Annotated in this window: 25 protein-coding genes and 1 other RNA gene; 16 read left to right on the top strand and 10 right to left on the bottom strand. The window is 69.9% G+C overall.

Translation table 11 applies throughout. From position 1 onward, the window contains the following. The gene (yaaA, locus tag Q0937_RS15315) at positions 1-780 is read right to left on the bottom strand and encodes a YaaA family protein (RefSeq protein WP_299305423.1); all 780 of its coding nucleotides are present in this window, start codon (positions 778-780) and stop codon (positions 1-3) included. Between the two features lie 202 nt (positions 781-982). Between yaaA and rnpB the strand changes: the two genes are divergently transcribed. Then, positions 983-1,345: RNase P RNA component class A (gene rnpB, locus Q0937_RS15310), an RNA gene on the top strand. A 69-nt stretch (positions 1,346-1,414) separates the two neighbouring features. On the opposite strand, the gene ppgK is transcribed toward rnpB, so the two are convergent. Together ppgK and map are read right to left on the bottom strand one after the other, a co-directional pair. After that, on the bottom strand, positions 1,415-2,290 hold the full coding sequence (ppgK, locus tag Q0937_RS15305; protein WP_299305419.1) for a polyphosphate--glucose phosphotransferase: 876 nt from the start codon (positions 2,288-2,290) through the stop codon (positions 1,415-1,417). A 127-nt stretch (positions 2,291-2,417) separates the two neighbouring features. Beyond that, the gene (map, locus tag Q0937_RS15300) at positions 2,418-3,305 is read right to left on the bottom strand and encodes a type I methionyl aminopeptidase (protein ID WP_299305417.1); all 888 of its coding nucleotides are present in this window, start codon (positions 3,303-3,305) and stop codon (positions 2,418-2,420) included. 37 nt (positions 3,306-3,342) lie between these two features. Between map and Q0937_RS15295 the strand changes: the two genes are divergently transcribed. Next, on the top strand, positions 3,343-3,561 hold the full coding sequence (locus Q0937_RS15295; protein ID WP_299305415.1) for an SPOR domain-containing protein: 219 nt from the start codon (positions 3,343-3,345) through the stop codon (positions 3,559-3,561). Between the two features lie 10 nt (positions 3,562-3,571). Here the strand turns inward: Q0937_RS15295 and panB are convergent, their stop codons facing one another. Next, on the bottom strand, positions 3,572-4,405 hold the full coding sequence (gene panB / locus Q0937_RS15290; protein WP_299305413.1) for a 3-methyl-2-oxobutanoate hydroxymethyltransferase: 834 nt from the start codon (positions 4,403-4,405) through the stop codon (positions 3,572-3,574). 174 nt (positions 4,406-4,579) lie between these two features. Between panB and Q0937_RS15285 the strand changes: the two genes are divergently transcribed. The 9 genes from Q0937_RS15285 (at position 4,580) to Q0937_RS15245 (ending at position 15,547) form a co-directional block, all read left to right on the top strand. Then, positions 4,580-5,140, top strand: coding sequence for a hypothetical protein (locus Q0937_RS15285; RefSeq protein WP_299305411.1), 561 nt, complete (start codon positions 4,580-4,582; stop codon positions 5,138-5,140). A gap of 123 nt (positions 5,141-5,263) precedes the next feature. Further along, the gene (locus Q0937_RS15280) at positions 5,264-5,884 is read left to right on the top strand and encodes a hypothetical protein (protein WP_299305409.1); all 621 of its coding nucleotides are present in this window, start codon (positions 5,264-5,266) and stop codon (positions 5,882-5,884) included. A 96-nt stretch (positions 5,885-5,980) separates the two neighbouring features. Continuing rightward, positions 5,981-7,318, top strand: a complete 1,338-nt coding sequence (locus Q0937_RS15275) for a glutamine synthetase family protein (RefSeq protein ID WP_299305407.1) — start codon at positions 5,981-5,983, stop codon at positions 7,316-7,318. A gap of 27 nt (positions 7,319-7,345) precedes the next feature. Then, positions 7,346-10,456: a bifunctional [glutamine synthetase] adenylyltransferase/[glutamine synthetase]-adenylyl-L-tyrosine phosphorylase gene (locus Q0937_RS15270; protein ID WP_299305405.1), complete on the top strand. Its 3,111-nt coding sequence runs from the start codon at positions 7,346-7,348 to the stop codon at positions 10,454-10,456. Between the two features lie 145 nt (positions 10,457-10,601). After that, positions 10,602-11,519: a hypothetical protein gene (locus tag Q0937_RS15265; RefSeq protein WP_299305403.1), complete on the top strand. Its 918-nt coding sequence runs from the start codon at positions 10,602-10,604 to the stop codon at positions 11,517-11,519. A 312-nt stretch (positions 11,520-11,831) separates the two neighbouring features. Beyond that, on the top strand, positions 11,832-12,494 hold the full coding sequence (locus tag Q0937_RS15260; RefSeq protein WP_299305401.1) for a TetR/AcrR family transcriptional regulator: 663 nt from the start codon (positions 11,832-11,834) through the stop codon (positions 12,492-12,494). Beyond that, entirely contained in the window at positions 12,491-13,465 is a 975-nt protein-coding gene (locus Q0937_RS15255; protein ID WP_299305398.1) for an ABC transporter ATP-binding protein, read from the top strand. Before Q0937_RS15260 ends, Q0937_RS15255 begins: the two co-directional genes overlap by 4 nt. Further along, on the top strand, positions 13,462-15,117 hold the full coding sequence (locus Q0937_RS15250) for an ABC transporter permease (protein WP_299305396.1): 1,656 nt from the start codon (positions 13,462-13,464) through the stop codon (positions 15,115-15,117). The genes Q0937_RS15255 and Q0937_RS15250 overlap by 4 nt, the downstream gene beginning before the upstream one ends. Before the next feature lie 88 nt (positions 15,118-15,205). Further along, positions 15,206-15,547 (top strand): YciI family protein, encoded by a 342-nt coding sequence (locus tag Q0937_RS15245; RefSeq protein WP_299305393.1) that lies wholly within the window; start codon positions 15,206-15,208, stop codon positions 15,545-15,547. 235 nt (positions 15,548-15,782) lie between these two features. Here Q0937_RS15245 and Q0937_RS15240 read toward each other — a convergent pair whose 3' ends face one another. Continuing rightward, on the bottom strand, positions 15,783-16,712 hold the full coding sequence (locus Q0937_RS15240) for a hypothetical protein (RefSeq protein WP_299305390.1): 930 nt from the start codon (positions 16,710-16,712) through the stop codon (positions 15,783-15,785). Positions 16,713-16,927: 215 nt separating this feature from the next. Further along, positions 16,928-17,581, bottom strand: a complete 654-nt coding sequence (locus tag Q0937_RS15235; RefSeq protein ID WP_299305388.1) for a hypothetical protein — start codon at positions 17,579-17,581, stop codon at positions 16,928-16,930. A 77-nt stretch (positions 17,582-17,658) separates the two neighbouring features. Between Q0937_RS15235 and Q0937_RS15230 the strand changes: the two genes are divergently transcribed. Genes Q0937_RS15230 through Q0937_RS15220 form a run of 3 tightly spaced genes read left to right on the top strand, consistent with a single transcriptional unit; the run spans position 17,659 to position 19,454 of the window. Next, a complete protein-coding gene (locus Q0937_RS15230) occupies positions 17,659-17,970 on the top strand; it encodes a hypothetical protein (protein ID WP_299305386.1) in 312 nt (103 codons plus the stop codon). A 30-nt stretch (positions 17,971-18,000) separates the two neighbouring features. Further along, positions 18,001-19,206, top strand: a complete 1,206-nt coding sequence (locus Q0937_RS15225) for a LuxR C-terminal-related transcriptional regulator (protein WP_299305383.1) — start codon at positions 18,001-18,003, stop codon at positions 19,204-19,206. After that, a complete protein-coding gene (locus Q0937_RS15220) occupies positions 19,191-19,454 on the top strand; it encodes a hypothetical protein (RefSeq protein ID WP_299305380.1) in 264 nt (87 codons plus the stop codon). The genes Q0937_RS15225 and Q0937_RS15220 overlap by 16 nt, the downstream gene beginning before the upstream one ends. Positions 19,455-19,514: 60 nt before the next feature. Here Q0937_RS15220 and Q0937_RS15215 read toward each other — a convergent pair whose 3' ends face one another. Both Q0937_RS15215 and Q0937_RS15210 read right to left on the bottom strand, forming a co-directional pair. Then, positions 19,515-19,841: a 2Fe-2S iron-sulfur cluster-binding protein gene (locus Q0937_RS15215; protein ID WP_299305377.1), complete on the bottom strand. Its 327-nt coding sequence runs from the start codon at positions 19,839-19,841 to the stop codon at positions 19,515-19,517. A 110-nt stretch (positions 19,842-19,951) separates the two neighbouring features. Beyond that, positions 19,952-20,998, bottom strand: coding sequence for an LLM class flavin-dependent oxidoreductase (locus Q0937_RS15210; protein WP_299305376.1), 1,047 nt, complete (start codon positions 20,996-20,998; stop codon positions 19,952-19,954). A gap of 255 nt (positions 20,999-21,253) precedes the next feature. Here Q0937_RS15210 and Q0937_RS15205 point away from each other — a divergent pair, with 255 nt between their 5' ends. Beyond that, a complete protein-coding gene (locus Q0937_RS15205; RefSeq protein ID WP_299305374.1) occupies positions 21,254-21,772 on the top strand; it encodes a MarR family winged helix-turn-helix transcriptional regulator in 519 nt (172 codons plus the stop codon). Positions 21,773-21,890: 118 nt separating this feature from the next. Here Q0937_RS15205 and glnA read toward each other — a convergent pair whose 3' ends face one another. Further along, positions 21,891-23,321, bottom strand: coding sequence for a type I glutamate--ammonia ligase (gene glnA, locus Q0937_RS15200; RefSeq protein ID WP_299305372.1), 1,431 nt, complete (start codon positions 23,319-23,321; stop codon positions 21,891-21,893). 175 nt (positions 23,322-23,496) lie between these two features. Between glnA and Q0937_RS15195 the strand changes: the two genes are divergently transcribed. Beyond that, positions 23,497-23,931, top strand: coding sequence for an RDD family protein (locus tag Q0937_RS15195; protein WP_299305369.1), 435 nt, complete (start codon positions 23,497-23,499; stop codon positions 23,929-23,931). Between the two features lie 222 nt (positions 23,932-24,153). On the opposite strand, the gene Q0937_RS15190 is transcribed toward Q0937_RS15195, so the two are convergent. Further along, the gene (locus Q0937_RS15190; protein ID WP_299305366.1) at positions 24,154-24,909 is read right to left on the bottom strand and encodes a DUF4191 domain-containing protein; all 756 of its coding nucleotides are present in this window, start codon (positions 24,907-24,909) and stop codon (positions 24,154-24,156) included. Positions 24,910-24,934 lie beyond the last annotated feature (25 nt).

Here is a 24,934-nt window from a genome sequence, read left to right as displayed (position 1 = left end):
TCAGCCCACGCGGTCCACGACGACCAGCCGGTCGCCGTCGAGCTCGACCTGCAGGTGCGTGCTGAACACGCTGCGGACGACATCGACCACCTCGTCGGCCGTGGTCGGTGTCCGTTCCGCCTCCAGCAGCGCCCCGGTCACCAGCCCGCGATACCGCTTGGCGTCGTGGGAGATCACCTTCCGCACCCCGGCGCGCTCCTGGACCGGAGACACCTCGAGCACGCGCACTCCCTCGCCGCTGCGCATCGCCATCATCGAGCGGTACGAGCCGGAGCGGCAGTCGATGACCAGGGGGGAGTCGCTCGCCGCCTGCTCGCTGCGCAGGTCATGGACGAGGGGCTTCAGCCGTGGTGCCCACCAGGAACCGGCCTTGCCGAGGCGCGAGAGGGTCGAGCCGGCGGAGAGACGATAGGCGGGGATCCGGTCGGTGCCGGCATCGACGAGCCCGAACAGGGCGCTCTGGACCAGCACCCGCCGATCTTCGACGGGGGAGAGGTCCTCCCGGAGCTGGTCGAACAGCACACCCGAGTAGACGGACAGGGCACCGGCGGTCGGCTCGGACTCGATCTGCGCCATGCGGTCCAGGAGTTCGGGCGACGAGGCGGGCACACCGAGCTTCGTGGCGCCGTCGGTCGCGACGGCGGTGCGCTGAGCGGCCCGCAGGACGGTGCCGCGCGCCGCGGTCAGCTGCGGCAGGCCGAGTGCCTCGAGGTCCAGGGGGTCGGCGCCGTCCGCGGCGGGACGGGTCTTGGTCTCCGAGGGCGGCAGCAGGATCAGCACCTGACCATTCTGTGCCGCCGCCATGGCATGGGCAGGTCAGCGGCCGGGAGATGTTCAGCACGTGGCGCAGCGACCAGGGCCGAGATGCTGGATCGAGGCGCTCCGGCCGTCGCACGCAGAGAGCTGACGAGCAGGAGCGAGGTCTCGGGCACGAAGGGCTGGGCCTGACCGGCATGCGCTGCCCGGTATGCTGAGAGCTGGACCAGTCGGCCGGGCAGCCGCGTCCTCGGGGCTCCGGCCTCGGGGCCGAGGAAAGTCCGGGCTCCATCCGGCACGGTGGTGGGTAACGCCCACCCGGAGTGATCCGCGGGACAGTGCCACAGAGAGCAGACCGCCACCGCACCCCTCGGGGAGCGGCGGTAAGGGTGAAAGGGTGGTGTAAGAGACCACCGCGGCCTCGGTGACGAGGTCGGCACGGTAAACCCCACCGGGAGCAAGGTCAGACAGGGGATGTTCGAGGGCGCCGGCCCGAGTCCCTGGGTAGACCGCTGGAGGTCGTCGGCAACGGCGATCGTAGAGGGATGGCTGCCGATTACAGAACCCGGCTTATAGGCCGGCTGGTCCGCCCTTCGGGGCCTCGCGCCGCGACCCCGACGGGACGCGGCGCGAGCCTCACGCAGGCGAGAGGCGCGGCCTACTTCGCCGCCTCGCGCTTGACCTTCTCCTTCTTCGCAGCCTTCTTCTCCGCCTTGTCGGCAGCCTTCTTCGCGGACTTCTCGTCCGACTTTCCGTCGGACTTCTTCGCCGCCTTCAGCAGCGACTTCTGCTCGCGGCGGGCGAGGGCTGCAGCGCCGACGATCCCGGCCTCGTTGCGCAGCTCCGCCGGCACGATCTCGGTCCTCAGCTCCAGCAGCGGCAGGAACTTCTGATGCTTCTTGGACACGCCGCCGCCGACGATGATCCGGGTGGGACTGAAGAGGAACTCGACATGCGAGAAGTACTCCTGGAGGCGTCCCGCCCAGGTCTCCCAGTCCAGCTCCTCCTTCTCGCGGATGGAGCTGGCCATGTACTTCTCGGCGGAGTCCCCGTGCAGCAGCAGGTGACCGAGCTCGGTATTGGGCACCAGGGTCCCCTCCACGAAGGTCGCGCTGCCCACGCCGGTGCCGAGCGTGATCACCAGGACCACCCCCGAGGTGTCCTGGCCCGCGCCGAACGTCATCTCGGCGATGCCGGCGGCGTCCGCGTCGTTGACCACGAACACATCGTGGCCGGTGCGCTCGGTCAGCAGCGCATCCACGTCGGTCCCGATCCAGGCCTTGTCCACGTTCGCTGCGGTCTGGGCCACCCCGGCCTGGATCACGGCGGGGAAGGTGACGCCCACCGGCATGTCGTCGTCGATGTCGAAGGAGGCGATCAGCTCCGCGACCGCGTCCGCGACGGCATCGGGCGTCGAGGGCTGCGGGGTCGCGATCCGCACCCGCTCCGCGAGGAGCTCACCGGTGGCCAGATCCACCGGGGCCCCCTTGATGCCGCTGCCGCCGATGTCGATCCCGAAAGCCTTCTTGCTCATCGTGTCTCCTGGTTGCCGTAGCGGGGCAGGTCCGAGCCCCGCTGATCAGTGCACCGGACGTGGCGGTGCTCACAGCCGCCCAGAATACCTGGCGTGAGGGTCTCGGCGGCGCGCGGTCCGTGATGACTCAGACGACGGTCAGCAGCTCGGGGCCGTCGGCGGTGATGACCATCGTGTGCTCGAACTGCGCGGTGAAGGAACGGTCCCTGGTCACCACGGTCCAGCCGTCGTCCCACTGCTCCCACGCCTGGGAACCGATCGTCACCATCGGCTCGATCGTGAAGGTCATGCCCTCTTCGATGACGTCGTCGAACATCGGGGCGGAGTCGTAGTGCGGGATGATCAGGCCGTTGTGGAAGCCCTCGGCGACGCCGTGGCCGGTGTAGTCCTGCACCGACTCGTAGCCGTGGCGGGCCACGAACTTCTCGATCACGCGGCCGATCACGTTCACCTCACGACCGGGCTTGGCGACCTTGATCCCGCGCATCATCGTCTCGTGCGCGACGGTGACCAGATCCTGCGCGCGGGGATGGATCTCGCCCACCGCGAAGGTGGCGTTGCAGTCCCCGTGCACACCGTGGATGAAGGCGGTGACGTCCACGTTGAGGATGTCCCCGGACTCCATCACGGTCGAGTCCGGGATGCCGTGGCAGATGACCTCGTTCAGGCTCGTGCAGCAGGACTTCTCGAAGCCCAGGTAACCGAGCGTCGAGGGATAGGCGCCGTTCTCGATCAGCACCTGGTGGACGACCTCGTCGATCCGGTCCGTGGTCACCCCCGGCTGGGCCGCCTCGCCGGCGGCCTGCAGGGCCAGGGCGGCGATGCGCGAGGCCTCGCGCACCCGCTCGATCACCTCAGGGGTCTGCACGCGGGGACCGCTGTCCGAGACCGCCTCGTCCTTGCCGACGTACTCGGGGCGCTCGATGCGCGCCGGGACGCTGCGACGGGGGCCGAGGGTGCCGGGCACCAGCAGCGCACGGCCTTCTGGACGGGTCCATTCCTGCTCTACAGTCATGCCCACCAGTCTCTCATCGACTTCGAAGGAGCCAGACATGAGCGAAGGCGCGCAGTTCTACTACAACCTCAGCACCGGCAGCGTGGAGGAGGGACGGCAGTCCCCCGGCTCGGAGCTGATGGGACCGTACCCGACCCGGCGGGAGGCCGAGCAGGCGCTGCAGACCGCCGCCGCTCGCAATGAGAAATGGGAGGAGGCCGACGAGGACTGGGAGGACTACGGCACTCCGCCGGCGACGCCCGACGGCGCGCGCTGAGCCTTCCGGCTCACTCGAAGGAGTGCTCGGCTCCCGGATAGCTGCGCTCTCGCACCTCGGTGCGGTACTGCTCCGCAGCCTGCTGGAGGTCTCCGCGCAGATCCGCGAACGCCTTCACGAACTTCCCCTGGAAGCCGGAGAGCCCGGCCATGTCCTGCCAGACCAGCACCTGGCCATCGCAGTCCGGCCCGGCGCCGATCCCGATGATGGGCACGGAGACCGCGTCGGTCACGCGCGCGGCGACCGCGGCGGGGACCAGCTCGAGCACGATCGCGGAGGCGCCCGCCTCCTCGAGCGCGAGGGCGTCGGAGAGGAGCTTCTCGGCGCCGGCCTCGTCACGGCCCTGGACCCGGTGGCCTGAGAGCGAGTTCACCGACTGCGGGGTGAAGCCCAGATGACCGCACACCGGTATTCCGGCATCGACCAGCGCCCGGACCTGCGCGGTGACCTCCACCCCACCTTCGAGCTTGACCACCTCGGCACCCGCGCGGATCAGCTCGACGCCATGGCGCAGCGCATCCGTCGGCCCGCTCTCATAGGTCCCGAAGGCGAGGTCCGCCATCACCAGCGGGCGGTGCACGCTGCGGGCCACCGCACCGGTGAAGGTGAGCATGTCCTGATGGGTGGTCGCGGTGGTGGAGGAGTGGCCCAGCACGGTGCTGCCCACGGAGTCCCCGATCAGCAGCACCTCGATGCCCGCCGCCTCGAAGATCTGCGCGGCGAACTGGTCGTAGGCGGTGAGCATCGCGAACGGCTGCCCCTGCGACTTGGCCAGCTGCAGATGACGCAGGCGGATCTTCGCCGGAGAGGCGGGGCCGGGGGCGGCGGGGGACTCAGTGCTCACAAGGCGCTCCTGGGCAGTGAACGGGTGGGGAACTGCGCTCCAGCCTATCGCCGTCGGAACCGGCCTCATCGCGTGCGCCGGGTCGACGACCTTCGGCCTCTTCACCTCGCCTGCCCTGGAATGTGTCACCCTGGTGCCGACCCACGCATCGGTCGGCCAGGAGGAGAAGGCGACGTGAGAACGAGGACGCACGGCATCGGCCGCCGCATCGCTGCAGGCGCCGGGCTGCTCGCGCTCGCGCTGAGCGCCTCGGCCTGCACCGGCGGGGATCCAGAACCCTCCCCGTCGCCGCAGACCAGCACCTCGCCGCAGGACGCGCCGGGCCCCGGGACCGCGGAGGAGAGCACCCCCGCGCCGAGCGACGGCGGCGGGGAAGCCGCCGGCAGTCCCTTCAGCGACGAGCAGCTCGAGGCCGCCTCCCAGCGCTTCGTCGAGGGTCTGCAGCTGCTGGACGACCATGACTGGGACGCGGCGTGCGCCCTCGTGCTGGACCCCACCACCCGCGCCGCTCCCGAGGGCGAGCGGCTCCAGGAATGCGCCGACGGGGTGGAACCCGCGCTCGCCTCCTACTCGGAGCTGCTGGTGCCGGGCCGGTTCGACGTGATCGACACCTCGATGGTCGAGGCTGTCGACAACGGTGACGGCACCGTCTCGCTGAGCCTGCTCGGGGAGCCGCTGGACATCCCGATGGTGCAGGGTGACGACCAGGAATGGTATTTCTCGATCCCCTTCTGAGCCCGTCGCGACGCCTCGTGAGGGTGCGCAATGGGGAGTTCTCCCCAGCGACAGCGCAGCGGCTGCTGTGCCACGCTGAGCGTCGTCGGCATCCGCGTCGGCATCCAGAGGGAGGACAGCATCATGACGTCGATCATGCGCAGGACAGTTCGTGGGACCGCCGCAGGGCTGGGGGCCCTTGCCATCATCGCCGGGGCCGCCGCCTGTGGAGGCGGGGAGACCGAGACCACGGACCCCGCCGTGTCGGAGGAGAAGCCCGCAGAGGACGCGGGCGAGCCGGCCGACGAGGCCGACCCCGTCGAGGAGGACGGCGGCGAGGCGAGCACCGACGAGGGTGAGGGCGACGCCGCCGCGAGCGAGGGCGACGCCGCCGCCGGCGAGCCGCTCTCCGAGGAGGACCTCACCGCCGCGGGCGACCGCTTCTTCGAGTTCCTGCAGGCTGCCGCCGGTGCCGACGGCGAGACCGCATGCTCGCTCATCACCAACCCGCTGACCGACCAGCCGCTGGAGGGCAAGGATCGCGACGAGTGCGTCACGAGCTTCACCGAGACGGCGGGCGAGGCAGGGGTCGATCCTGCGACGGCCGACATGATGGAACGCTCGATGATCGAGGCGGTCGACAACGGCGACGGCACTGCCGGGATCACCCTGTTGGGCACGGATGCCGGGCTCTCCGTGCTCAAGGCCGATGACGGCCAGTGGTACGTCGACGGGGCAGCTGCCATGCAGCAGCAGGCAGGCTGAGTGCTCCGTCCGTGAGATCGGCACCCCGGCATCCAGCCTTCGGATGCCGGGGTGTTCCGTCTCCGGCGGTCCCGGGGCTTGAGGCACACTGGTCACATGGGACATCTCCACGATGACGTCATCCGCACCGTCTCCGATCAGGACGTGCGCTTCATCCGGCTGTGGTTCTGCGATATCGCGGGGACGCTGAAGTCCATCGCGATCTCCCCCTCGGATCTCGAGACCGCGTTCACCGAGGGGATCGGGATCGACGGCTCGACCATCGAGGGTCTGACCCGCAGCTTCGAGTCCGACATGCTCCTGCGACCCGACCCCGGCACCTTCGAGCTGCTGTCCTGGCGGGGGGAGACGAACGCGACGGGCCGCATGATGTGCGACGTGCTCACCCCCGACGGCGAACCGGCCGCTTCGGATCCGCGGCGGGTGCTGCGCCAGGCCCTGGGCCGCGCGGAGGAGAAGGGGCTGGAGTTCTTCACCCACCCGGAGATCGAGTTCTACCTCTTCGAGGAGCCCTACGCGCAGGGCGAGGTGCTGCGCCCGATCGACAACGCGGGCTACTTCGACCACGTCCATCGCGGGCAGGGCCAGGACTTCCGGCGCACCGCGATCCAGCACCTGGAGGCGATGAACATCCAGGTCGAGTTCTCCCACCACGAGAACGGGCCCGGCCAGAACGAGATCGACCTGCGCTACGCCGACGCGCTGACCACGGCGGACAACATCGTCACCCTCCGCACCGTGGTCAAGGAGGTCGCGCTGTCGATGGGGCAGGTCGCCACCTTCATGCCCAAGCCGATGATCGACCAGCCCGGCTCCGGCATGCACACCCACCTCTCCCTCTTCCAGGGCGGCAAGAACGCCTTCCACGAGCCGGGCGCCGAATACGGGCTCTCACGGACCGGGCGCCAGTTCATCGCCGGGCTTCTGCGCCATGCCCCCGAATACAGCGCGGTGACCAACCAGTGGGTGAACTCCTACAAGCGGCTGTGGGGCGCGCAGGAGGCACCGAGCTATGTGTGCTGGGGGCACAACAACCGTTCCGCCCTGGTGCGGGTGCCCTTCCACAAGCCCACCAAGGGCACCAGCTCGCGCGTCGAATTCCGGGGGCTGGACTCCGCGGCCAACCCCTACCTGGCCTTCTCGGTGCTGCTGGCCGCCGGCATGGCGGGCATCGAGGGCGAGTACGAGCTGCCCGAGGGTGCGGAGGACGCGGTCTGGGATCTCTCCGAGCGGGAACGTCGGGCCATGGGCATCGACCCCCTGCCCTCCGACCTCTTCCGTGCCCTGGAGGCCTTCGAGAGCTCCGAGCTGATGGCCAGCACCCTCGGCGAGCAGGTTTTCGAGTTCTTCCTGCGGGACAAGCGTCAGGAGTGGCAGCGGTACCGCGAGCAGGTGACCGACTACGAGCTGCGCTCCACCTTCAGCCGCGTCTGAGCAGGCAGCGACTCGCCAGGAGAGCATGTGAGCAGCGAACCGTCGACCACCACCGGGGCCCTCGCGCGCCTCGGCTTCAGCAGCACCGACCGGGTGCGCCGCTTCCTCGCCGAACCGGCCCTGGCCGGGCTCGGCCAGGATGCCGCCCGGGCCCTGGGCGGCACCGCCGACGGTGACGACGCGGTGCTGGGGCTGCTGCGGCTGGTCGAAGCCGCCCAGGCGGCCGACCACCAGCCGCTGATGGACGAGTTCCTCAGCGGGATCGGGGCGGCGGGCACCGCCGGGCACCGCCTCATCACGCTGCTGGGCACCTCCGTCGCCCTCGGCGACTTCCTGGCCCGCCATCCCGAGCACCTGACCCTGCTGCGCGAGGGCGACGATGAGCTCTCGATGACCGCGACCGAGATCCGGCGCACCCTGCTCGAGGCCGTCGGTGCAGATCCCGCGGCCGACGTCCCCGTCGCCGGCGACAGCGGCCGGGAGGTACGGGACGCCCTGCGCATCGCCTACCACGGCCGGCTCGCGCAGATCGCTGCTGCAGACGTCTGCGCGACGGACCCGACAGAGCTCCAGCCCCGCGTCTCCGCCGCGATCAGCGACCTCGCCGATGCGGCGCTCGAGGCCGGCGCTGCGATCGCTCGGGCGACCATCGAGGGCCACGAGAAGGTGCGCTGGGCGGTGATCGCGCTGGGCAAGACCGGCGCCCGCGAGCTCAACTACATCTCCGACGTCGACGTCATGCACGTCGTCGCTCCCGCGCAGCGCCCGGAGGAGGGTGGCGAGGGGGAGAAGGACGTCATCACGATCGGCTCGGCCCTGGCCCGCGAGCTCGCCCGGGCCTGCTCCGAGCGGACCGGCGAGGGCTCGCTGTGGCAGGTCGACGCGAACCTCCGCCCCGAGGGCAAGGACGGACCCCTCGTGCGCACCGTCCCCTCCTACCGCCGCTATTACACCGAGTGGGCGAAGTCCTGGGAGTTCCAGGCGCTGTTGAAGGCGCGCGCGGCCGCCGGGGACCACGAGCTCGGGCTCGAGTTCGAGGCGATGGTGGAGCCCTGGGTGTGGCAGGCCTCCACCCGGGACGGCTTCGTCGAGGATGCCCGCGCGATGCGACGGCGCGTGGTGGCCCACATCCCGCGCGCCGAGGTCGAGCGGAATCTCAAGCTCGGACCGGGCGGGCTGCGGGATGTGGAGTTCACCGTGCAGCTGCTGCAGATGGTGCACGGCCGCGCCGACGAGGTGCTCCAGGGCCGCTCCACCCTCGACTCCCTCGCCCGGCTCGGCGAGGGCGGCTACATCTCACGGGACCATGTCACCGAGATGGACGAGGCCTACCGCTTCCTGCGCTGCGTCGAGCACCGCCTCCAGCTCCACCGCCTGCGCCGCACCCAGGTGCTGCCCACCGCAGCCTCCGATCTGCGCCGTCTCGCCCGCAGCGTGGGCCTGTCCACCGACGAGTTCCATCAGCGCTACCAGCGCACGAGGCGCCGGGTGCGGCAGCTGCACGAGGAGATCTTCTACCGGCCGCTGCTGCTGACCGCCTCGCAGCTCAGCGATGGGCAGATCCGACTCAGCCAGGAGGACGCCGCCGCGCGCCTGGCGGCGATCGGCTACCGCGACCCCTCTCGGGCGCTCGGCCACATCTCCGCGCTCACCGAGGGCATCTCCCGCCGCGCCAAGATCCAGCGTCAGCTCCTGCCCGCCATGCTCGAATGGTTCGCCGACGGCGTCGATCCCGACCTCGGCCTGCTGGGCTTCCGTCGGCTCTCGGACACGATCGGCTCCGCGCACTGGTATCTGGGACTGCTGCGCGACTCCGGACTCGCCGCCAAGCGGCTCACCCGGGTGCTCTCCTCCGGCCGGTACGTGGGCGAGCAGCTCGAGCAGATCCCCGAGGGAGTGCGCTGGCTCGCCCGCAACGAGCAGCTGCGCCCTCTGGACCGTGATGTCCTGGGACGGGAGTTCCTCGCCGTCATCTCCCGGGTCGATGACGCGGAGGTGGCCCGCGACGTGCTGCGCCGCACCCGCAACCGGGAGCTGCTGCGCATCGCCCTCGCCCACCTCACGAGAGTGGCCGGCCCGGCCGAGGTCGCACGGGCCCTCACCGACCTCGCCGAGGCGGTGCTCGAGGCGGGGATGCTGGTCGCCCTGCACGTCGTGGCTCGCGAACGGGAGGTGGTGGGGGAGGACGCCGAAACCCTCGACGGCGAGCCGGAGGTGGATGTCGAGACCGCCCTGAGGCTGCGCGAGACGCGCTCCGATCCGGCCCGAGCCCTGGGGATCGAGATGGCGATCATCGCACTGGGCAGCTTCGGCGCCCGCGAGATGGGCTATTCCTCCGACGCCGACGTCCAGTTCGTCGTGATCGACCGCGGCGCCGGGACGGCGGCGGTCGAGATCGCCGTCGCCGTCGCCACCCAGATCCAGAAGATCCTCAACGCCCCCACCGCCCGCTCGGACATGCGCGTGAACGCAGACCTCCGCCCCGAAGGGAAGATCGGTCCGCTCGCCCGCAGCCTCGACTCGTGGAGCGACTACTACCGCCGCGACGCGGAGACCTGGGAGAAGCAGGCCCTGCTGCGGGCACGGCCCGTGGTCGCCTCCGAGGCGGTCGCCGAGCAGCTGCGCGAGGAGATGGACCGTCACCGCTATCCCGACGGCGGGCTGCCGGAGCCGGCCCGCCGCGAGATCACCCGGATGAAAGCGCGGGTGGAGTCCGAGCGGCTGCCCCGCAACACCGACCCCTCCCTCCACGTGAAGCTCGGCCGAGGAGGGATGACGGACGTGGAATGGTCCGCCCAGATCCTCGCCCTCGAGCATGGCCACGAGGTCGAGGGGCTGCGCACGCCCCGCACCCTGGAGCAGCTCACGGCCGCCGCGGAGGCTGAGCTGCTCACCGCCCGCGAGGCCCAGGAGCTCACCGAGGCCTGGATCCTGGCCTGGCAGATCCGGCGCGGACTGTTCCTGTGGAAGGGCCGCGAGGGGGACGTGCTGCCCACCGACCGCCACGACCTGCGCGCCCTGGCGCTGCTGATCGATGGCGAGGACGGCTCCGCCTCCGAGCTCGAGGAGCGCTACTTCCGCCTGACCCGCCGGGCCAGGATCATCGCCGCGCGGCTCATCTTCGGCGAAGAGGAGTGAGCATGAGCGGCTCGCATGTGATCCGAGGGAGCGGACCGGCGCGTCCGCACACCCGCTCAGCGCACTTCGACAGGCCGCGGCGTACGGTGGGCAGGTCCATCAACCCCGTCGCCCCGGCGACGCCAGCTCCCGTTCCCGAGGACTCATGACCACGCCCTCCCTCAGCGCCGACACCCCGCGCGGCCGCATGTACCGACTCGAGCCCGACGGCCCGCTCATGTACCCCTCGATCACCACCGTCGCCGGCGCGCGGGCGAAGGACTTCCTGCAGGGCTGGTACGCGACGATGGCCTCCAAGCGGGCGCTGGACATGTACGCCTGGCTGGACCGGAACCCGCAGCGGGCCTCCGCCGAGATCTCCCGGGTGACCCGAGACCGCTGGGGGACGCAGAAGCGCATCGCCGCAGCCGCCCCGGAGTACACCCGCACCGCCGCAGACTTCGGCACCCTCGTGCACACCGCCTGCGAGGACTGGGGCACCAGCGGCACCCGGCCGGACGGCGCCCACATCGGGGGACTCATCGAGCAGATGCGCGCCGCCCAGGGATGCTTCGCCGAGGAGAAGGATCCCCAGGCCCTGATCGCCCGCGCCGAGGTGCGCCTGGACGGCTACGGCCGCTTCCTCGAGGACTATCAGCCCGAGTTCCTCGAGGTCGAGCAGACGGTCGTGAACCACACGGTGGGCTACGCCGGCACCACCGATGCGATCGTGAAGATCGGCAACACGGTGCTCAGCGCCGATATCAAGACCTCGAAGAAGGTGCGCGGGGACTACGCCCTCCAGGGGGTGGCCGTGTGCCGCGCCGAGCTGCTGCTGGACAATGACGGCACCACCCGCGAGATGCCGGAGCTGACCGGCGCCTTCATCATCCACCTGCCCGAGGCGGGCGGCTATCAGGCGGTGCCGCTGCGCACCGGGGACGCCGAGTTCGAGGTGTTCCGCTCCCTGCGCGCGGCCTGGTCCTTCGAGCCCGACGAGTGCGCGCTCCCGCCCGCCACCGGGCCCAAGGACCTGCTGCTCTCGCTGCTGAAGGCCAAGGGCGGGCTCGACAGCCTGGGCTGATCGGCCCGGGTCCTGCTCCCGCGCCCGCGGGCTGCACGCCCGCCCCCGCCGGCCCGCCCGCACCCACGCCCCCGCCCGCCCCCGTCGGCCCGCTCCCGCGGTGCGCGGCGAGTTCTGTGCCTGCACGACCTATCGGCCGACGACCATCGGTCCTGTCGGCACAATTCCGCGCCCCTGCCGCGGAGTCCCCGCGTCACCGTCGCCCGCACCCTTGCGCACGGTTTGAACACGTGTATAGCCTAGTGAGCAGACGTTCAGCGCGGGGCTGGTCAGAGCCGATCCCGCGCAATCTTCCCGCCCGCGAGGAGCGCCATGGAACCCACGCCATCCGCCGAGGAGCGAATCCTCCGGGCCGCGCTCCGGCGCTTCGCCGTCGAGGGCCTGGGCGCTCCGCTGCGGGCTGTCGCCCAGGATGCCGGGGTCAGTGCGGGCCTGATCATCCACCACTACGGCTCTCGGGAGAAGCTGCTCGAGGCCTGTGACCGTCAGGCGCTGAAGGCGACGCGGGAGAGCAAGCTCGACGTGATGTCCGGTGGCTCCGGGGCGATGCTCGCTCAGCTCGCCGAGATCGAGCACTATGCCCCCGTCATCGGGTACGTGCTGCGCCGGCTCCAGGCCGGCGGGCCGCTCGCCCGCCAGCTCGTCGACGACTTCGCCGCCGACGCCCTGGTCTACCTCGAGCAGGGCACTGCGGCCGGGCTCATCAACCCCAGCCGGGATCCCGAGGCGCGGGCCCGGGCACTGACGCAGATGGCGCTCGGTTCTCTGCTGCTCCAGCTGCCAGCCCAGCGCGAGCCGCTCGATCTCACGGAGCTGCCGGCATGGCTCCGCTCCTACTCCGAGGCGCTCTCCGCGCCTGTGCTCGAGATCTACTCCGTTCCGCTGCTGACCGACACCTCGATGCTCGACGCCTACGTCGCCGCGGCCTCCGAGGGCGATTCCGCCGCACCCACGACCGAAGGGGCACCGTCATGACCGCCACCGACACTGCTGACACCACCGGCTCCGCCTCCACCACGTCCGATGCCGCCGTGGTGGTCCGGAGCCTGACCAAGACCTTCGGCACCACGCGCGCCCTGGACGGCTTCGACCTCACAGTGCCCCGCGGTCAGGTGACCGGCTTCCTCGGACCCAACGGCGCCGGGAAGTCCACCGCCATCCGCGTGCTGCTGGGACTGCTGCGGGCCAGCTCGGGCTCCGCCGAGGTGCTCGGCATGGATCCGTGGTCCCACGCCGTGCAGATCCATCAGCGCCTCGCCTATGTGCCGGGCGATACGAACCTCTGGCCGAACCTCACCGGGGGAGAGGCGATCGACGTGCTCACCCGCGGGGAGAAGGGCGCCGCCCACCGGCGCCGCCGGGGCGAGCTCATCGAGCGCTTCGAGCTCGATCCCAGGAAGCGTTCCCGCACCTACTCCAAGGGCAACCGCCAGAAGGTCTCGCTGGTCGCAGCGTTGTCGCGGGACGTGGACCTGTACATCATGGACGAGCCCACCTCGGGCCTGGACCCCCTGATGGAGGCGATCTTCACCGACGAGGTCGCGCGCCTGCGAGCCGACGGGCGCACTGTGCTGCTGTCCAGCCACATCCTCGCCGAGGTCGAGAAGCTCTGCGACACGGTGACGATCATCCGCGCCGGCAAGGACGTCGAATCCGGGACCCTCGTCCAGCTGCGGCACCTGACCCGCTCCACCGTCGCCGCCACCTCGAGCGCGGATCCCGCCCCGCTCGCCGCCCTGGACGGCGTCCACGACCTGGTGATCGACGGGGACCGGCTCCGCTTCGACGTCGATGACGCCGCGCTCCACGATGTCCTGCCGGTCCTCACCCGGATGGGGGTCACCGCGCTGACCATCACACCCCCGTCCCTCGAGGATCTCTTCCTGCGCCATTACGGTGATGACCTCGCCGCCGGATCCCGCAGCGCCGGAGCGGAGGACTCATGAGCACCTCCATCCGCCCGCCCAGCCGTCACACCCATCGGGCGGACCCGGTCGCGGCCTCGCCGCTGACGGGTCTGGGCTCCCTGGTACGGCTCTACGGGCGGATCTCCCGACGCGCGATCATCGTCTGGACACTCGCTGTGCTCGTCCTGGTGCCCGCCTCGATCCTCGCGATGGAGGAGGCCTATCCCGATCAGGGGGCGCTCGATGCGCGAGCGATGCTGCTGGACAACCCCTCGGCCGTCATGATGACCGGGCCCTACTTCGCCACCGAGCACTACACCTTCTGGGCGATGGTGGCCAATGAGCTCTTCCTCTACATCCTGATCCCGGCCGCGATCATGAGCGTGCTGCTCACCGTGCGCCATACCCGCGGCGAGGAGGAGGCCGGGCGCCTGGAGCTGATCCGGGCGCTGCCCGCCGGACGGCTCGCCCCCGCCGTCGCCGCGCTGATCGTCGTCAGCCTCGCGAACCTCGCACTCGGTGCAGCGATCACGGCCGGCACCCTCGTCATGGGCGGAGAGATCGCCGGGTCGCTCGCGCTCGGGCTCGCGACCGCGCTGACGGGAATGGTCTTCGCCTCCCTCACTGCTGTCGCTGCGCAGTTCACCGAGCACGCCGGCACCGCCTCCGGGATGGCGCTCGGGCTGCTGGCCCTCGCCTTCATGGTGCGTGGAGTCGGAGACGTGATCGACCGCCAGGGCTCCTGGCTCTCCTGGTTCTCGCCCCTGGCCTGGGCCCAGCAGACCCGGGTCTTCGTGGACCTGCGCTGGTGGCCGCTGCTGGTCTCCCTCGCCGCCGTGATCGCCCTGCTGGTGCTCGCCGGGGCCCTGTCCCACCGCCGAGACGTCGGTGCCGGACTGCGTGCCGCCTCGGCCGGGCCGCGCAGCGCCTCGCCCGCGCTGCTGGCTCGCGGCGGTCTCGCCCGGCGACTGGTGACCGGGTCGATGCTCGCCTGGGGGATCGGGCTGTTCCTGTTCGCGCTCGCCTTCGGCTCGCTGGCCTCCTCGCTCACCGACTTTATCGAGGAGATGCCGGCGATCGGGGAGTTCGCGCCGATCGCTATGGACGACGTCACCGGCTCGTTCTCCGCCTTCGTGCTGATGATGCTCACGACCGGACCGGTCGCCCTGATCGTCTCCGGAGTGCTGCGGATGCGCACCGAGGAGTTCGCTGGACGCCTCGCCGGGGCACTGGTGGCCGGCACCTCCCGCGTGCGCCTGGCTCTGATGTGGTTCCTGGTGGTGCTGCTCGAGACGGCGCTGATGCAGGTGCTGCTGGGCCTCGGAGTGGGGCTCGGCGTCTGGGCGGCGACGGATGACACCGCCTGGATCGGGGACATGACCGCCGCCGCCCTCGCCTACCTGCCCGCGATCGCGCTTTACGGCGCCGTCGCGCTGGCGCTGTACGGGCTGAACCTGCGTTTGACGAGCGTCGCCTGGGCACTGGTGGTGTACACCGCGCTCATCACCTTCCTCGGCGACCTGCTGGGCCTGCCCGATGGGGCGAAGGATGTCTCGCCGCTGAACCACGTCCCGCTGCTGCCCTCGGCGGAGTTCGAGGGCGTGCCGCTGCTGGTGATGGGCGTCGGTGCGGTGGTGCTGGTGGTCGTGGGTCTGGCCGCGCTGCGCCGACGGGACCTGGCGGCGGGGTAGCGGCGCGGACACCGGGGGAGGAGACTCTCCGGCAGCAGGCACAGGACCCCGCGACGCAGTGTCTCGGGGCCGACGAGAGGTGGACCCGATGTCGAAGTACCTGATCTCCTTCCCCAGCAGCGCGATGAGGATCCAGGAGCTGGACATGCAGCAGGTGAGCGATGACTCCCACGCCGTGGTGCGCGAGGCGAAGGCGGCCGGCGTCTGGGTGTTCGGCGGCGGGATCGACGGGAGGGTGCCTCCCGTGATGGTCGACGGGACCGGCACCGTGCTCGAGAGCACCTACGCTGAGACCCGTCATATCGAGGGCGGATACGCCGTGCTCGAGGTCGCCGCCCGCGAGGAGGCGCTCGAGTGGGCACGAAAGATCGCCGTCGCCTGTCGCTGCGCCCAGGAGGTGCGGGTGTTCGGGGACGATCCCGAGTGCTGAGGCGCTCCTCGCCCTTCGCCGGACCGCGGAGCGGCCAGCACGAACCCCCAGCCGGAGAGCGTGCGGGACACTGCGCGGACGATCCGGGTCGGTGTCGCCTGCCGCCGATCGAGCGAGAGGCTCGACCTGCTCTGGAGCGTGCCTCTGCACGCTCGCCAGGGCCATGCCTGCCGCCGCGCGCGTCCGGAGGGCATCGCGGATCGACGGTCCGATGGGCAGATGGTCCTCCGCGTCCTCACGGGGCGACCTCTTCCGCGGGGGGAGCAGCAGCAGTCGCGGCGGACGGCCGCACCCGGTGCGGAGCGCTGCGGAGCGGGAGGGACGTCGCCAGCGCACCGGTGACGAGGAGCCCGAAGTAGAGGATCGTCGCCCAAGCACCGTAGGGGGTGTTGACGGCGAATTCCGCGCCGCCCACTGCGGTCGCGGTGATCGACCAGACGGATAGCGCGGCAACGAACACGATGGTGCACACGAGCCGGACCCACACCTGGCAGGCAGCGAGCGCGAACGCGCCGACCACCAGCATGATCGGCACGGCGATGGCCCCGCCGCCGATACCGTCCTCGAGCAGGGCGCCGAGGTCGGTCAGGCCGGGCAGGAGGACTGCTCCGAAGAGGAGCGGTGACCACACCAGCACGCGGTGAGGCCTGCCTCGACGGCGCTCACGCTCCGCCCAGCCGAGCAGGGCGCCGGCGAGGGTGCCGGGCAGCAGCACCCAGCCGAAGGTCCCTAGCCACGAGGCGTTCGACCCGTCTCCGACGATCTCGGCCATGAAGCCGCGCAAGGATCCTGCCCACGCGAACCCTGCGGCTGCCCCGACCCACGTCAGCGCGCCGTCCTGCAGCGAACCCTGCTGGTGGGGCAGCGTTGAGGCGACGCTCAGCACCAGCATCAGCGAACCGCCCAGGAGGCACACCCAGACTCCGCGTGCGGTGGACGCAGGGCCCGCCATAGTCCCGATGAAGGTCACGGCCATCATCCCCAGGCCCCACACCACGAGTGCGGTGACCCGGGCGGTTGTCCAGCGACGGCTCGAGAGTGCGACGCCACCGGTGAGCGCGGTGGCGACGACCAGGAGGGCGCCGCTTCCCTCTCCCGTCCTGAGCAAGGCGGTGAAGATCTCCGGGTCGAGCAGTGCCACGGTCAACAGGGTGGGGGCCAGCATGAGCCACCTGGTCGGGGGGTGACCCTGGGCACGCCGCTCGGCTGCCCGTCCGAGCACCCCTCCCACGGCCGCACCAGGCAGGAGGATGAGGACGAGGGTGAGCCCGCTGACGGCCGACTCGTCGCCGCTCAGCTGAGCCATCCATGCGCGCAGCCCGGCAGCCCAGGTGAGGCCGACGAGCGCGCCGACCGACACCGCGACCCACGCCTGCCGCGTCATGGTCGGAGCGCCGACTGATCGGTCCGGCGGAGCTGCATCCCGAGGACGGCGAAGAGCACCATCCACCTGACGATGGCCAGGCGGCCCCAGACCATCGGCGCGAAGAGGGCGGGCACCATGGGGACGAAGACCCAGACTCCGAGCGCGAGGGGCAGATAACGCCAGATCCCGTCGAAGACCCGTTGGCGAGCCAGGCCGACACCGGCCACGATGAGACCGACTCCGATCATCAGCGAGGCGACCCCGTAGAGCGCGCCGAGCACCTGGCCTCGTTCCGAGGTCGCGGTGATACCGAGGCCGAGGAACGCGACGGCGGCCTCCATGGCGATGAGAGCGACCATCCCGGCAGCGGCGAGGCCGATACCGGCGCGGGTGGCGCGGGTGGCGACCATCCTGTTCAGCGACCCGAGCGCGAGGATCCCGACCAGCAGGCCGAGGTGGTGCACGGCGAAGAAGAGCTGGAAGGCGACAAAGGACGCCGTCCCCAGGGGATAACTGAACTGATCGGGAGCCACCTCGCGCGGCCACACCGCGAGAGCGACCCCCGCGACCGCGCCCAGGACGCCCGCGGCGAGCGTGAGATCTCCCGCCAGCAAGGCGCGGGTGAGAAAGGAGGTCCGGGGTTCTGATGCAGTGATCTGGGTGCTCATCCCTCGACACTAGGAGTACCTCGACCGGGTGCACATCCGTGCGACCACTCAGGTGGTCCCACGAGTATCGTTCGGTGATGAAACCTGCCGATGACGTGGGGAGCGACGAGGGCATCGACGCCCTGTTCGACGTCGCCCGCAGTCGCCACGCGGCGGGCGATATCGCCGGGGCATGGGAAGCCGTCGCGCGAGTCGCCGAGCTCGCCCGGGCAGACGGCGACGTCAGCGCCCTGAGCGATGCCGCACTCGTCGTCCGCCGGCCCGCAGGCTCGCCGCTGCGTGCGAGCATCCATGCCCTCGCACGGGAGGCTCTGGCGAGAACACCGGCGAGGGACCCGCGCCGCGCCCGCCTCACGGCTCAGGTGGCCGCCACGCGCGATGCCCACTAGGCTCCCGCAACGGAGGCCGACCCCGCTGACATGGCCGACCCGGAGTCGGCATTCCTCGGCCTGCAGGCTCGAATGGTCGACCTGCAGAACCCCGTCCACGTCCAGGAGCGCCTCGACATCTCAGGCCGCGCCGTGGGCCTCGGCATCGCCACAGGAAACACGGAGTACGCGGCGTGGGGCCACCGGTGGCGGATGGATGCCTCCGCGGAGCTGGGCCGTCCGATCGAGCTCGCTGCCGACCGGGCCGCCGCCCGGGCACTGGTCGACTCCCTCGGACAGGAGTGGCGCTCGTGGCCCGTCCTCACGCTCGCCTCGGCAAAGCTTCTGGTCGGTGCGTTCGACGAGGTCGGACCGCTCGTCGACGAGGCCCGGCGCATCGGGGGCCCCTCGAGCACCGCCGACTTCTTCCACCTCGTCTACACAGCCGAACTCGCAGCGTGGACCGGTCGGGACGCAAGCCGCGTGGCGAGCGAGGTGGCCCGGGCCATCGACGATCTGCCCCACCTCGCCCGGTTGTGGCTGGCCAGGGCCTGGCATGCCGCAGGGAAGCTCGAGGAGTCCCGACAGGTGTGGCAGAGCGTGCGGGGGAACATCTCACGTATGCCCGATGACGCACTCGAGCTGCTCATGGGGGCCGTCGGCGCGGCCGAGATGTGCGATGTCCTCGCCGACGCCGAGGTCGCAGCCGACCTCTACGTCCAGCTCTTGCCCTATGCGGATCGGCACGCCATCGCGATGGCCCACGCTCCGTATCATGGCCCCGTCTCCCTCTCCCTCGGTCGGCTGGCGCTCACCCTCGACCGACCCGAGGACGCGCGCCCCCACCTGCACGCCGCGCTCACGGCCTGCGCCGAGTTGGGGGCACTTCCGTATGCGGCTCTCACCCATTTCACACTGGCCCGCACGTTCCGACCAGGCACCAGGGGGCGGAGTGAGCATGCGGCGGCCGCCGCAGGCCTTGCGCGTCGTCTTGGTGCGTCGCCCGTCCAGATCAGGCCTGAGGCCTTGTCGGCAGATCTGGACGGCGACCCCCGGCTCACCCCACGCGAACGGGAGGTGGCCGCCCTCGTCACCGAGGGTCTGACCAACGCCGCCATCGCCCGACGGCTGGTGCTTTCGGAGCGAACGGTGGAGAATCACGTCGCGCACGTCCTGCACAAGCTCAACCTCCGCACCCGTACGGCACTGGCCGTGTCTTCTGAGCGTCACGTACCGCGCTCGTGGACCGACGACTGATCCGACTCTCTCGCGAGCCCCTCCGGCACCAGGGATTCCGCCTCTTCTGGTCGAGCGGCACCCTGACGTTCCTGGGCGTCTCGGTGACCATGGTCGTCGCCGATGCGCTGATCATCACCGAGCTCGAGGCCACCGAGTCCCAGGTGCTTCTGGTGCGAGCGGCTCAGTTCCTTCTTTACCCCCTGAACACGCTGTTCGGGACGGCGGTGTCCATCGTGCTGATCAGTTGGGCGCTGCCCTCGCTCTGAGCCGACGGTCCTCGGAACACGCCAGACCCCTCCGCGACATTCGCGAATGCGCTGTGACGATCAGAAGGGGCCGATCCGTACCACGGCGCCCGCGAGGTCCATGTCCCAGGGGATCTGGCAGGTCAGGCGGGAGGTGGGTTCGCGCTCCGACTCGGTGAGGGAATCCAGCACATCGGCTTCGTCCTCATCGATCTCGCCCGCGGTCTCGAAGGAGACCTGGTCGAGGAAGGAATGGCAGGTGGAACAGGAGGCGTTACCACCACAGATCGCGAGGATCGGGAAGCTGTTGCGGACCAGGCACTCCATGAGGGACTCGTCGTCCTCCCATTCCACGCCGGGTGTTTCGACGCCTTCGCGGTCGATGACGGTGATCTCGATACTGCTCATGCCCCTATTTCACCTCATCCGGGCCTTTGAAGCCAGTCGGGTCCAGGAGGGCAGGTGCACGGCGCAGCGAGCTCGGAGAAGCCCTCGCAGATCCGCCGTCTCCGCAGGACTCACCGCTGCCGCGCGAGGAGCCGCTCCACGCGCGGCTTCACCTCGGTGGCCAGCAGGGTCAGCGACTCCAGGAAGTGCTCCTGAGGGAGTCCGCCGATGTCCATCTGCAGGAAGTGGCGGGTGTGGCCCATGAATCCGTGCAGGTGCACGATCCGCTCGGCGACCTCATCCGGATCACCGACGCAATAGGCGCCGGGTGCCTCTGCCTGGACCAGGTACGCATCCCGGTCGGGCTCGGGCCAGCCGCGCAGCCGGCCCATCTCCACATTCAGGTTGTACCAGCCCTGGTACATCCGCTCGAGGGCCTCCTCCTTGGTGGGTGCGACGAGCCCGAGCGCAGCGACGGACACCTTGATGTCGTCTCCCGTATGGCCCGCCGTCGCGGCGGAACGACGGTACAGCTCCGCCAGCGGGGCGAAGCGCTGGGGAGCGCCGCCGATGATGCCGTAGGAGATCGGCAGCCCGAGCTGGCCGGCGCGGGCTGAAGAGCCGGGGTTCCCGCCGGTGGCGAGCCAGATCGGCAGCTTCCCGGAGATGGGTCGCGGCACGACCGCGAGTCCCGGGATGTCCGGCCGTCGCCCACCCTTCCAGGTGACGATCCCGTCGGGGCTGTTGTTGAGGGCCATCAGGAGGTCGAGCTTGTTGGCGTAGAGCTCGTCGTAGTCGTTGAGGTCATGACCGAACAGGGGGAAAGTCTCCACGGAGGAGCCGCGGCCGGCGGTGATCTCGATCCGCCCGCCGCCGGAGATCGCGTCGGCGATCGCGAACTGCTGGAAGACGCGGACCGGGTCATCGGTGCCGATGATGCTCGCCGCGCTGCCGAGGATGATCTGCGAGGTCGCCGCCGCAGCAGCGGCGATCACTGTGCCGGGGGAGGAGGCGGGCATGCTCATCGTGTGGTGCTCGCCGACCCCGAAGTAGTCCAGGCCCACGGCATCGGCGTGCAGGATCGCCTCGTGCAGATTGCGGGTCGCGGTGGCGGTATCGGTCTGCTGGTTGTTGCTGTTGAAGGGGGTGTCGCCGAAGCTGTAGGCGCCGATCTCCATGGTCTCTCCAGGTGTCGGTAGCGGGTGTCGGCCAACGTTCTGCGGCCGACCGAGGGGGTAGTGCTCAGGCGAGCGTGAGCTGGGCAGCGGCACCGAGCAGGGCGCGGAGCTCATCCGCGGTGTGGGAGCCGTGGAAGATCTCGGTGCCGAAGACGGCGACCTTCGCCATGGCGTGCTCACACTATATGTTGCATTACAGATGATATTGATCCAAGATCATCTTGGCAACCGAGCGTCGCCGGATACGATGGAGGTATGGAGAACACTGTCATCAAGGCCGAGGCCGGGGCCAGGACTCGCGAGAACGGCGCACCGCCCGGCGAGCTGGGATGGCATCTGGGTATGGTGCTGCGCGGCTATCAGACGCTCCTCGAAGATGCCGTCGAGGGGATGCCCTCCGGTGTGCGCGGCTTCCAGGTGCTCTCGACCGTCGTGCACCGAGACCCGCCCAATCAGCAGGCGCTCGGCACGCATCTGGTCATCGACCGGACTGTTCTCACCTATCTGCTCGACGATCTGGTCGATGCCGGAGTCGTCGAACGTGTTGCGGCTCCGTCGGACCGCAGGGCGCGGAAGATCGTGCCCACCGACAAGGGGCGTGCCGTGCTGGCCCGCTATGAGGAGCGCGTCTCCGCGGCCGAGGCCGAGCTGCTGGCGGGGCTCGATGGCTCCGAGTCCGGCGATCTGATCGCCCTCGTCGGCCGCCTGGCCATGGAGATCCACCGCGCCCAGCCCGGCTCCAGCCCCTGCGAGGCGATGGATCACCTGCCCTGACCCACGCTGGTGGACCCCAGCGAAGCGAAGGGTCACCCCGGCGACCCCGTCGGCGCACGAGAAGGGCCCCCGATCTGCGGTGGCGCGGATCGGGGGCCCTTCTCAGAGGGGCTGAAACTCAGATGTCGTAGTACAGCTCGAACTCGTGTGGGTGCGGGCGGTAGCGGAACGGATCGATCTCCGTGGTGCGCTTGAGCTCGATCCAGGTCGAGATGAGGTCGGCCGGGAAGACGTCACCCTCGGTGAGGTAGTCGTGGTCGAGCTCGAGGGCGTCCAGTGCGGCGCCGAGGGACTCGGGCAGCTGCTTGATCTGCTTGTGCTCCTCGGGGGGCAGCTCGTACAGATCCTTGTCGATCGGCTCGGGCGGCTCGATGCGGTTGCGGATGCCGTCGATGCCGGCCATCAGCTGCGCGGCGAAGGCCAGGTACGGGTTGGCCGAGGGGTCCGGTGCGCGGAACTCGACGCGCTTGGCCTTCGCGGAGGCGCCGGTGACCGGGATGCGGATCGCGGCCGAGCGGTTGCGGGCCGAGTAGACCATGTTCACCGGCGCCTCGAAGCCGGGCACCAGGCGCTTGAAGGAGTTCACCGTGGGATTGGTGAATGCCGTCAGCGAGGGGGAGTGCTCGATGATCCCGCCGATGTACCACCGCGCGATGTCGGAGAGCCCGCCATAGCCGCGCTCGTCGTAGAACAGCGGCTCGCCGTCCTTCCACAGGGACTGGTGGGTGTGCATCCCGGAGCCGTTGTCACCGAACAGGGGCTTGGGCATGAAGGTCGCCGTCTTGCCCGCGTCCCACACGCAGTTCTTGACGACGTACTTGAACTTCATGACGTCGTCAGCAGCCTGCAGCAGGGTGTTGAAACGGTAGTTGATCTCCTGCTGACCCGCGGTGCCGACCTCGTGGTGGGCGCGCTCGACCTGCAGGCCGGTCTCCTCCAGCACGGCGCAGATCTCATCGCGCAGATCCGCCATCTGGTCGTTCGGCGGGACCGGGAAGTAGCCGCCCTTCAGGCGCGTCTTGTAGCCCTGATTGCCGCCGAACTCGGACTCGTCGCGGTCGGTGTTCCAGACCGCCTCATCGGAGTCGATGCTGTAGAAGCCCGAGTTCACCGTGGTCTTGAAGCGCACATCGTCGAAGATGTAGAACTCGGCCTCCGCGGCGAACAGCGCGGTGTCGGCGATGCCGGTCGACTTCAGGTACTCCTCGGCCTTCGTCGCCACGGTGCGCGGGTCCCGGGAGTACGGCTCATCCGTGAACGGGTCCACGATCGAGAAGTTCATGATGAGGGTCTTGCGCTCACGGAACGGATCCAGGTACGCGGTCTCCAGGTCCGGGACGAGCTTCATGTCCGACTCGTGGATCGCCTGGAACCCCCGGATCGAGGAGCCGTCGAAGAGCTGGCCGGTCGCGATGGCCTCCTCGTCGAAGGTGCTCGCGGGGATGTTGAAGTGCTGCATGATGCCGGGAAGATCGCAGAACCGGATATCGATGAACTCGACACCCTCTTCTTCGATGTACTTCACGACCTCGCTGGGATTGTTGAACACATGCCCTCCATCCGCGCCCTGGGCGCGTGTTGTGCTGTCTGACCCCGATGGGCCTCACCTGATGAGCTCCGGCGGTCCAGGAGGGACCTGAGCTCGGGTGAGCCCAATCCTAATGCTGTGGCGCGCAGCACTCCCGGAACTGCTCTTCCCAGACCGGCGCACTATGGTCGTGCTCGTGATCGAACGCAAGGACCTCGGCGCCTGGCTGGAGGGCGCCCCCCACGAGACCGGCTACGTCAAGGGCTCCTCCATCGGGCTGCCCGCTGAAGGACCCGGTTCCGTGGCGCCGTTCTGGCGCCGACCGCTCTCGGTGGTGATCGACTGGGGGCTGTGCATGCTGGCCTCGGCGCTCGTGTTCGACGGTGATGCGCTGGCGAACCTGGTGCTCTTCGTGGCGATGAACGTGCTGTTCCTGACGCTTTTCGGGGCGACCATGGGGCAGTTCGTGCTGAAGCTGCGAGTGCGGCCCGTCCGCGGGCGCAGCCCGATGCTGCTGAGGTCCCTGATCCGCACGGGGATGATCCTGCTGCTGCTTCCGACGGTGGTCTGGAACAAGGACGCACAGCCGCTCCACGACGTGGCCGCGGGCACTGCTGTCATCACCGTCTGAGCCGCCGGATCCGATCCTCGCGGCGCCGGATCCACTGGTGCCACGCGCTCATCCTTCTCCCGGCCGTCACCTTCTTTCACGGCCCTGACCTGCGACGATAGAGAATGTCACGAAAAGGTCTCGGAGGTCACGGAATGATCACGGCGAGATCGTGGTCGGCAGGGGACGACGAAGCCCCCGTCTGAACGTCCAGACGAGGGCTCCGCAGCAGGGGAGTGGGGCTCAGCGGCCCTTCATCGCCTTGCGGTTCGGGCGGGCACGCATGGGGTCGACGCCCTTGGGGATCGACTGCCGCAGCGAGCGACGCAGAGCATTCAGCCGCTTCGTGACCTGAGCGGCCTCATTCTTGGTGAGCTGCTTCTTCATCCGCTGCATGTGGCTGGGCAGCTTGTGCAGCGGCACCTCGCCGTCGCCGTCGCCGACCACGATCTGATGGACCGGCACGTTGTCGTGCTGGAGCACGCGCCGGATGCTGCGACGCTCCTTCTCCAGCAGCTTCATCGAGGTCGCGGTGGAATCCTCGGCGACCACCGCGATGCCGGCCCGGCCCGAGGCGCGGAACAGCATCTTCTGGCTGCGGGGGTCGATCTGGACCGGCTCCTCGTCGACGTTCCAGCCGCGACGGATGGACTGCATCGCTGCGAGCGCCGCACCCGGCTGCCCCTTGATGCGGCCGAAGGCTGCGCGCTCGGCCTTGCGGGCCAGGATCATCATCGCGGCCAGCACACCGATCGCCAGGCCCATGAAGATGCCGTACCAGGGGCTGTTCAGCACCAGCCAGCTCACCAGGACACCCAGCGCGATCGCACCGATGAGCGCGGCGAGCATCCACGGCAGAGTGGTGCGATCAGTCTCCTGGGTGTACTTGTACACCTCGATGATCTGCTTGATCCGGCCCTGCTTCTTGGAGCCGTCGGCGTTGAGCTTCTGCTTCTTCTTCGAGCCCTTCTCGGGCTTGGTCTCGGTCGTGCGAGCCATGTGTGGTGGGTCCTCTCGGGGCCGG

It is taken from the genome of uncultured Brachybacterium sp., assembly GCF_947500705.1.
Classification (GTDB): Bacteria; Actinomycetota; Actinomycetes; order Actinomycetales; family Dermabacteraceae; genus Brachybacterium.
The sequence above is the reverse complement of the archived record's forward strand: the minus strand, read 5'-3'. Positions and strand labels throughout refer to the sequence as shown.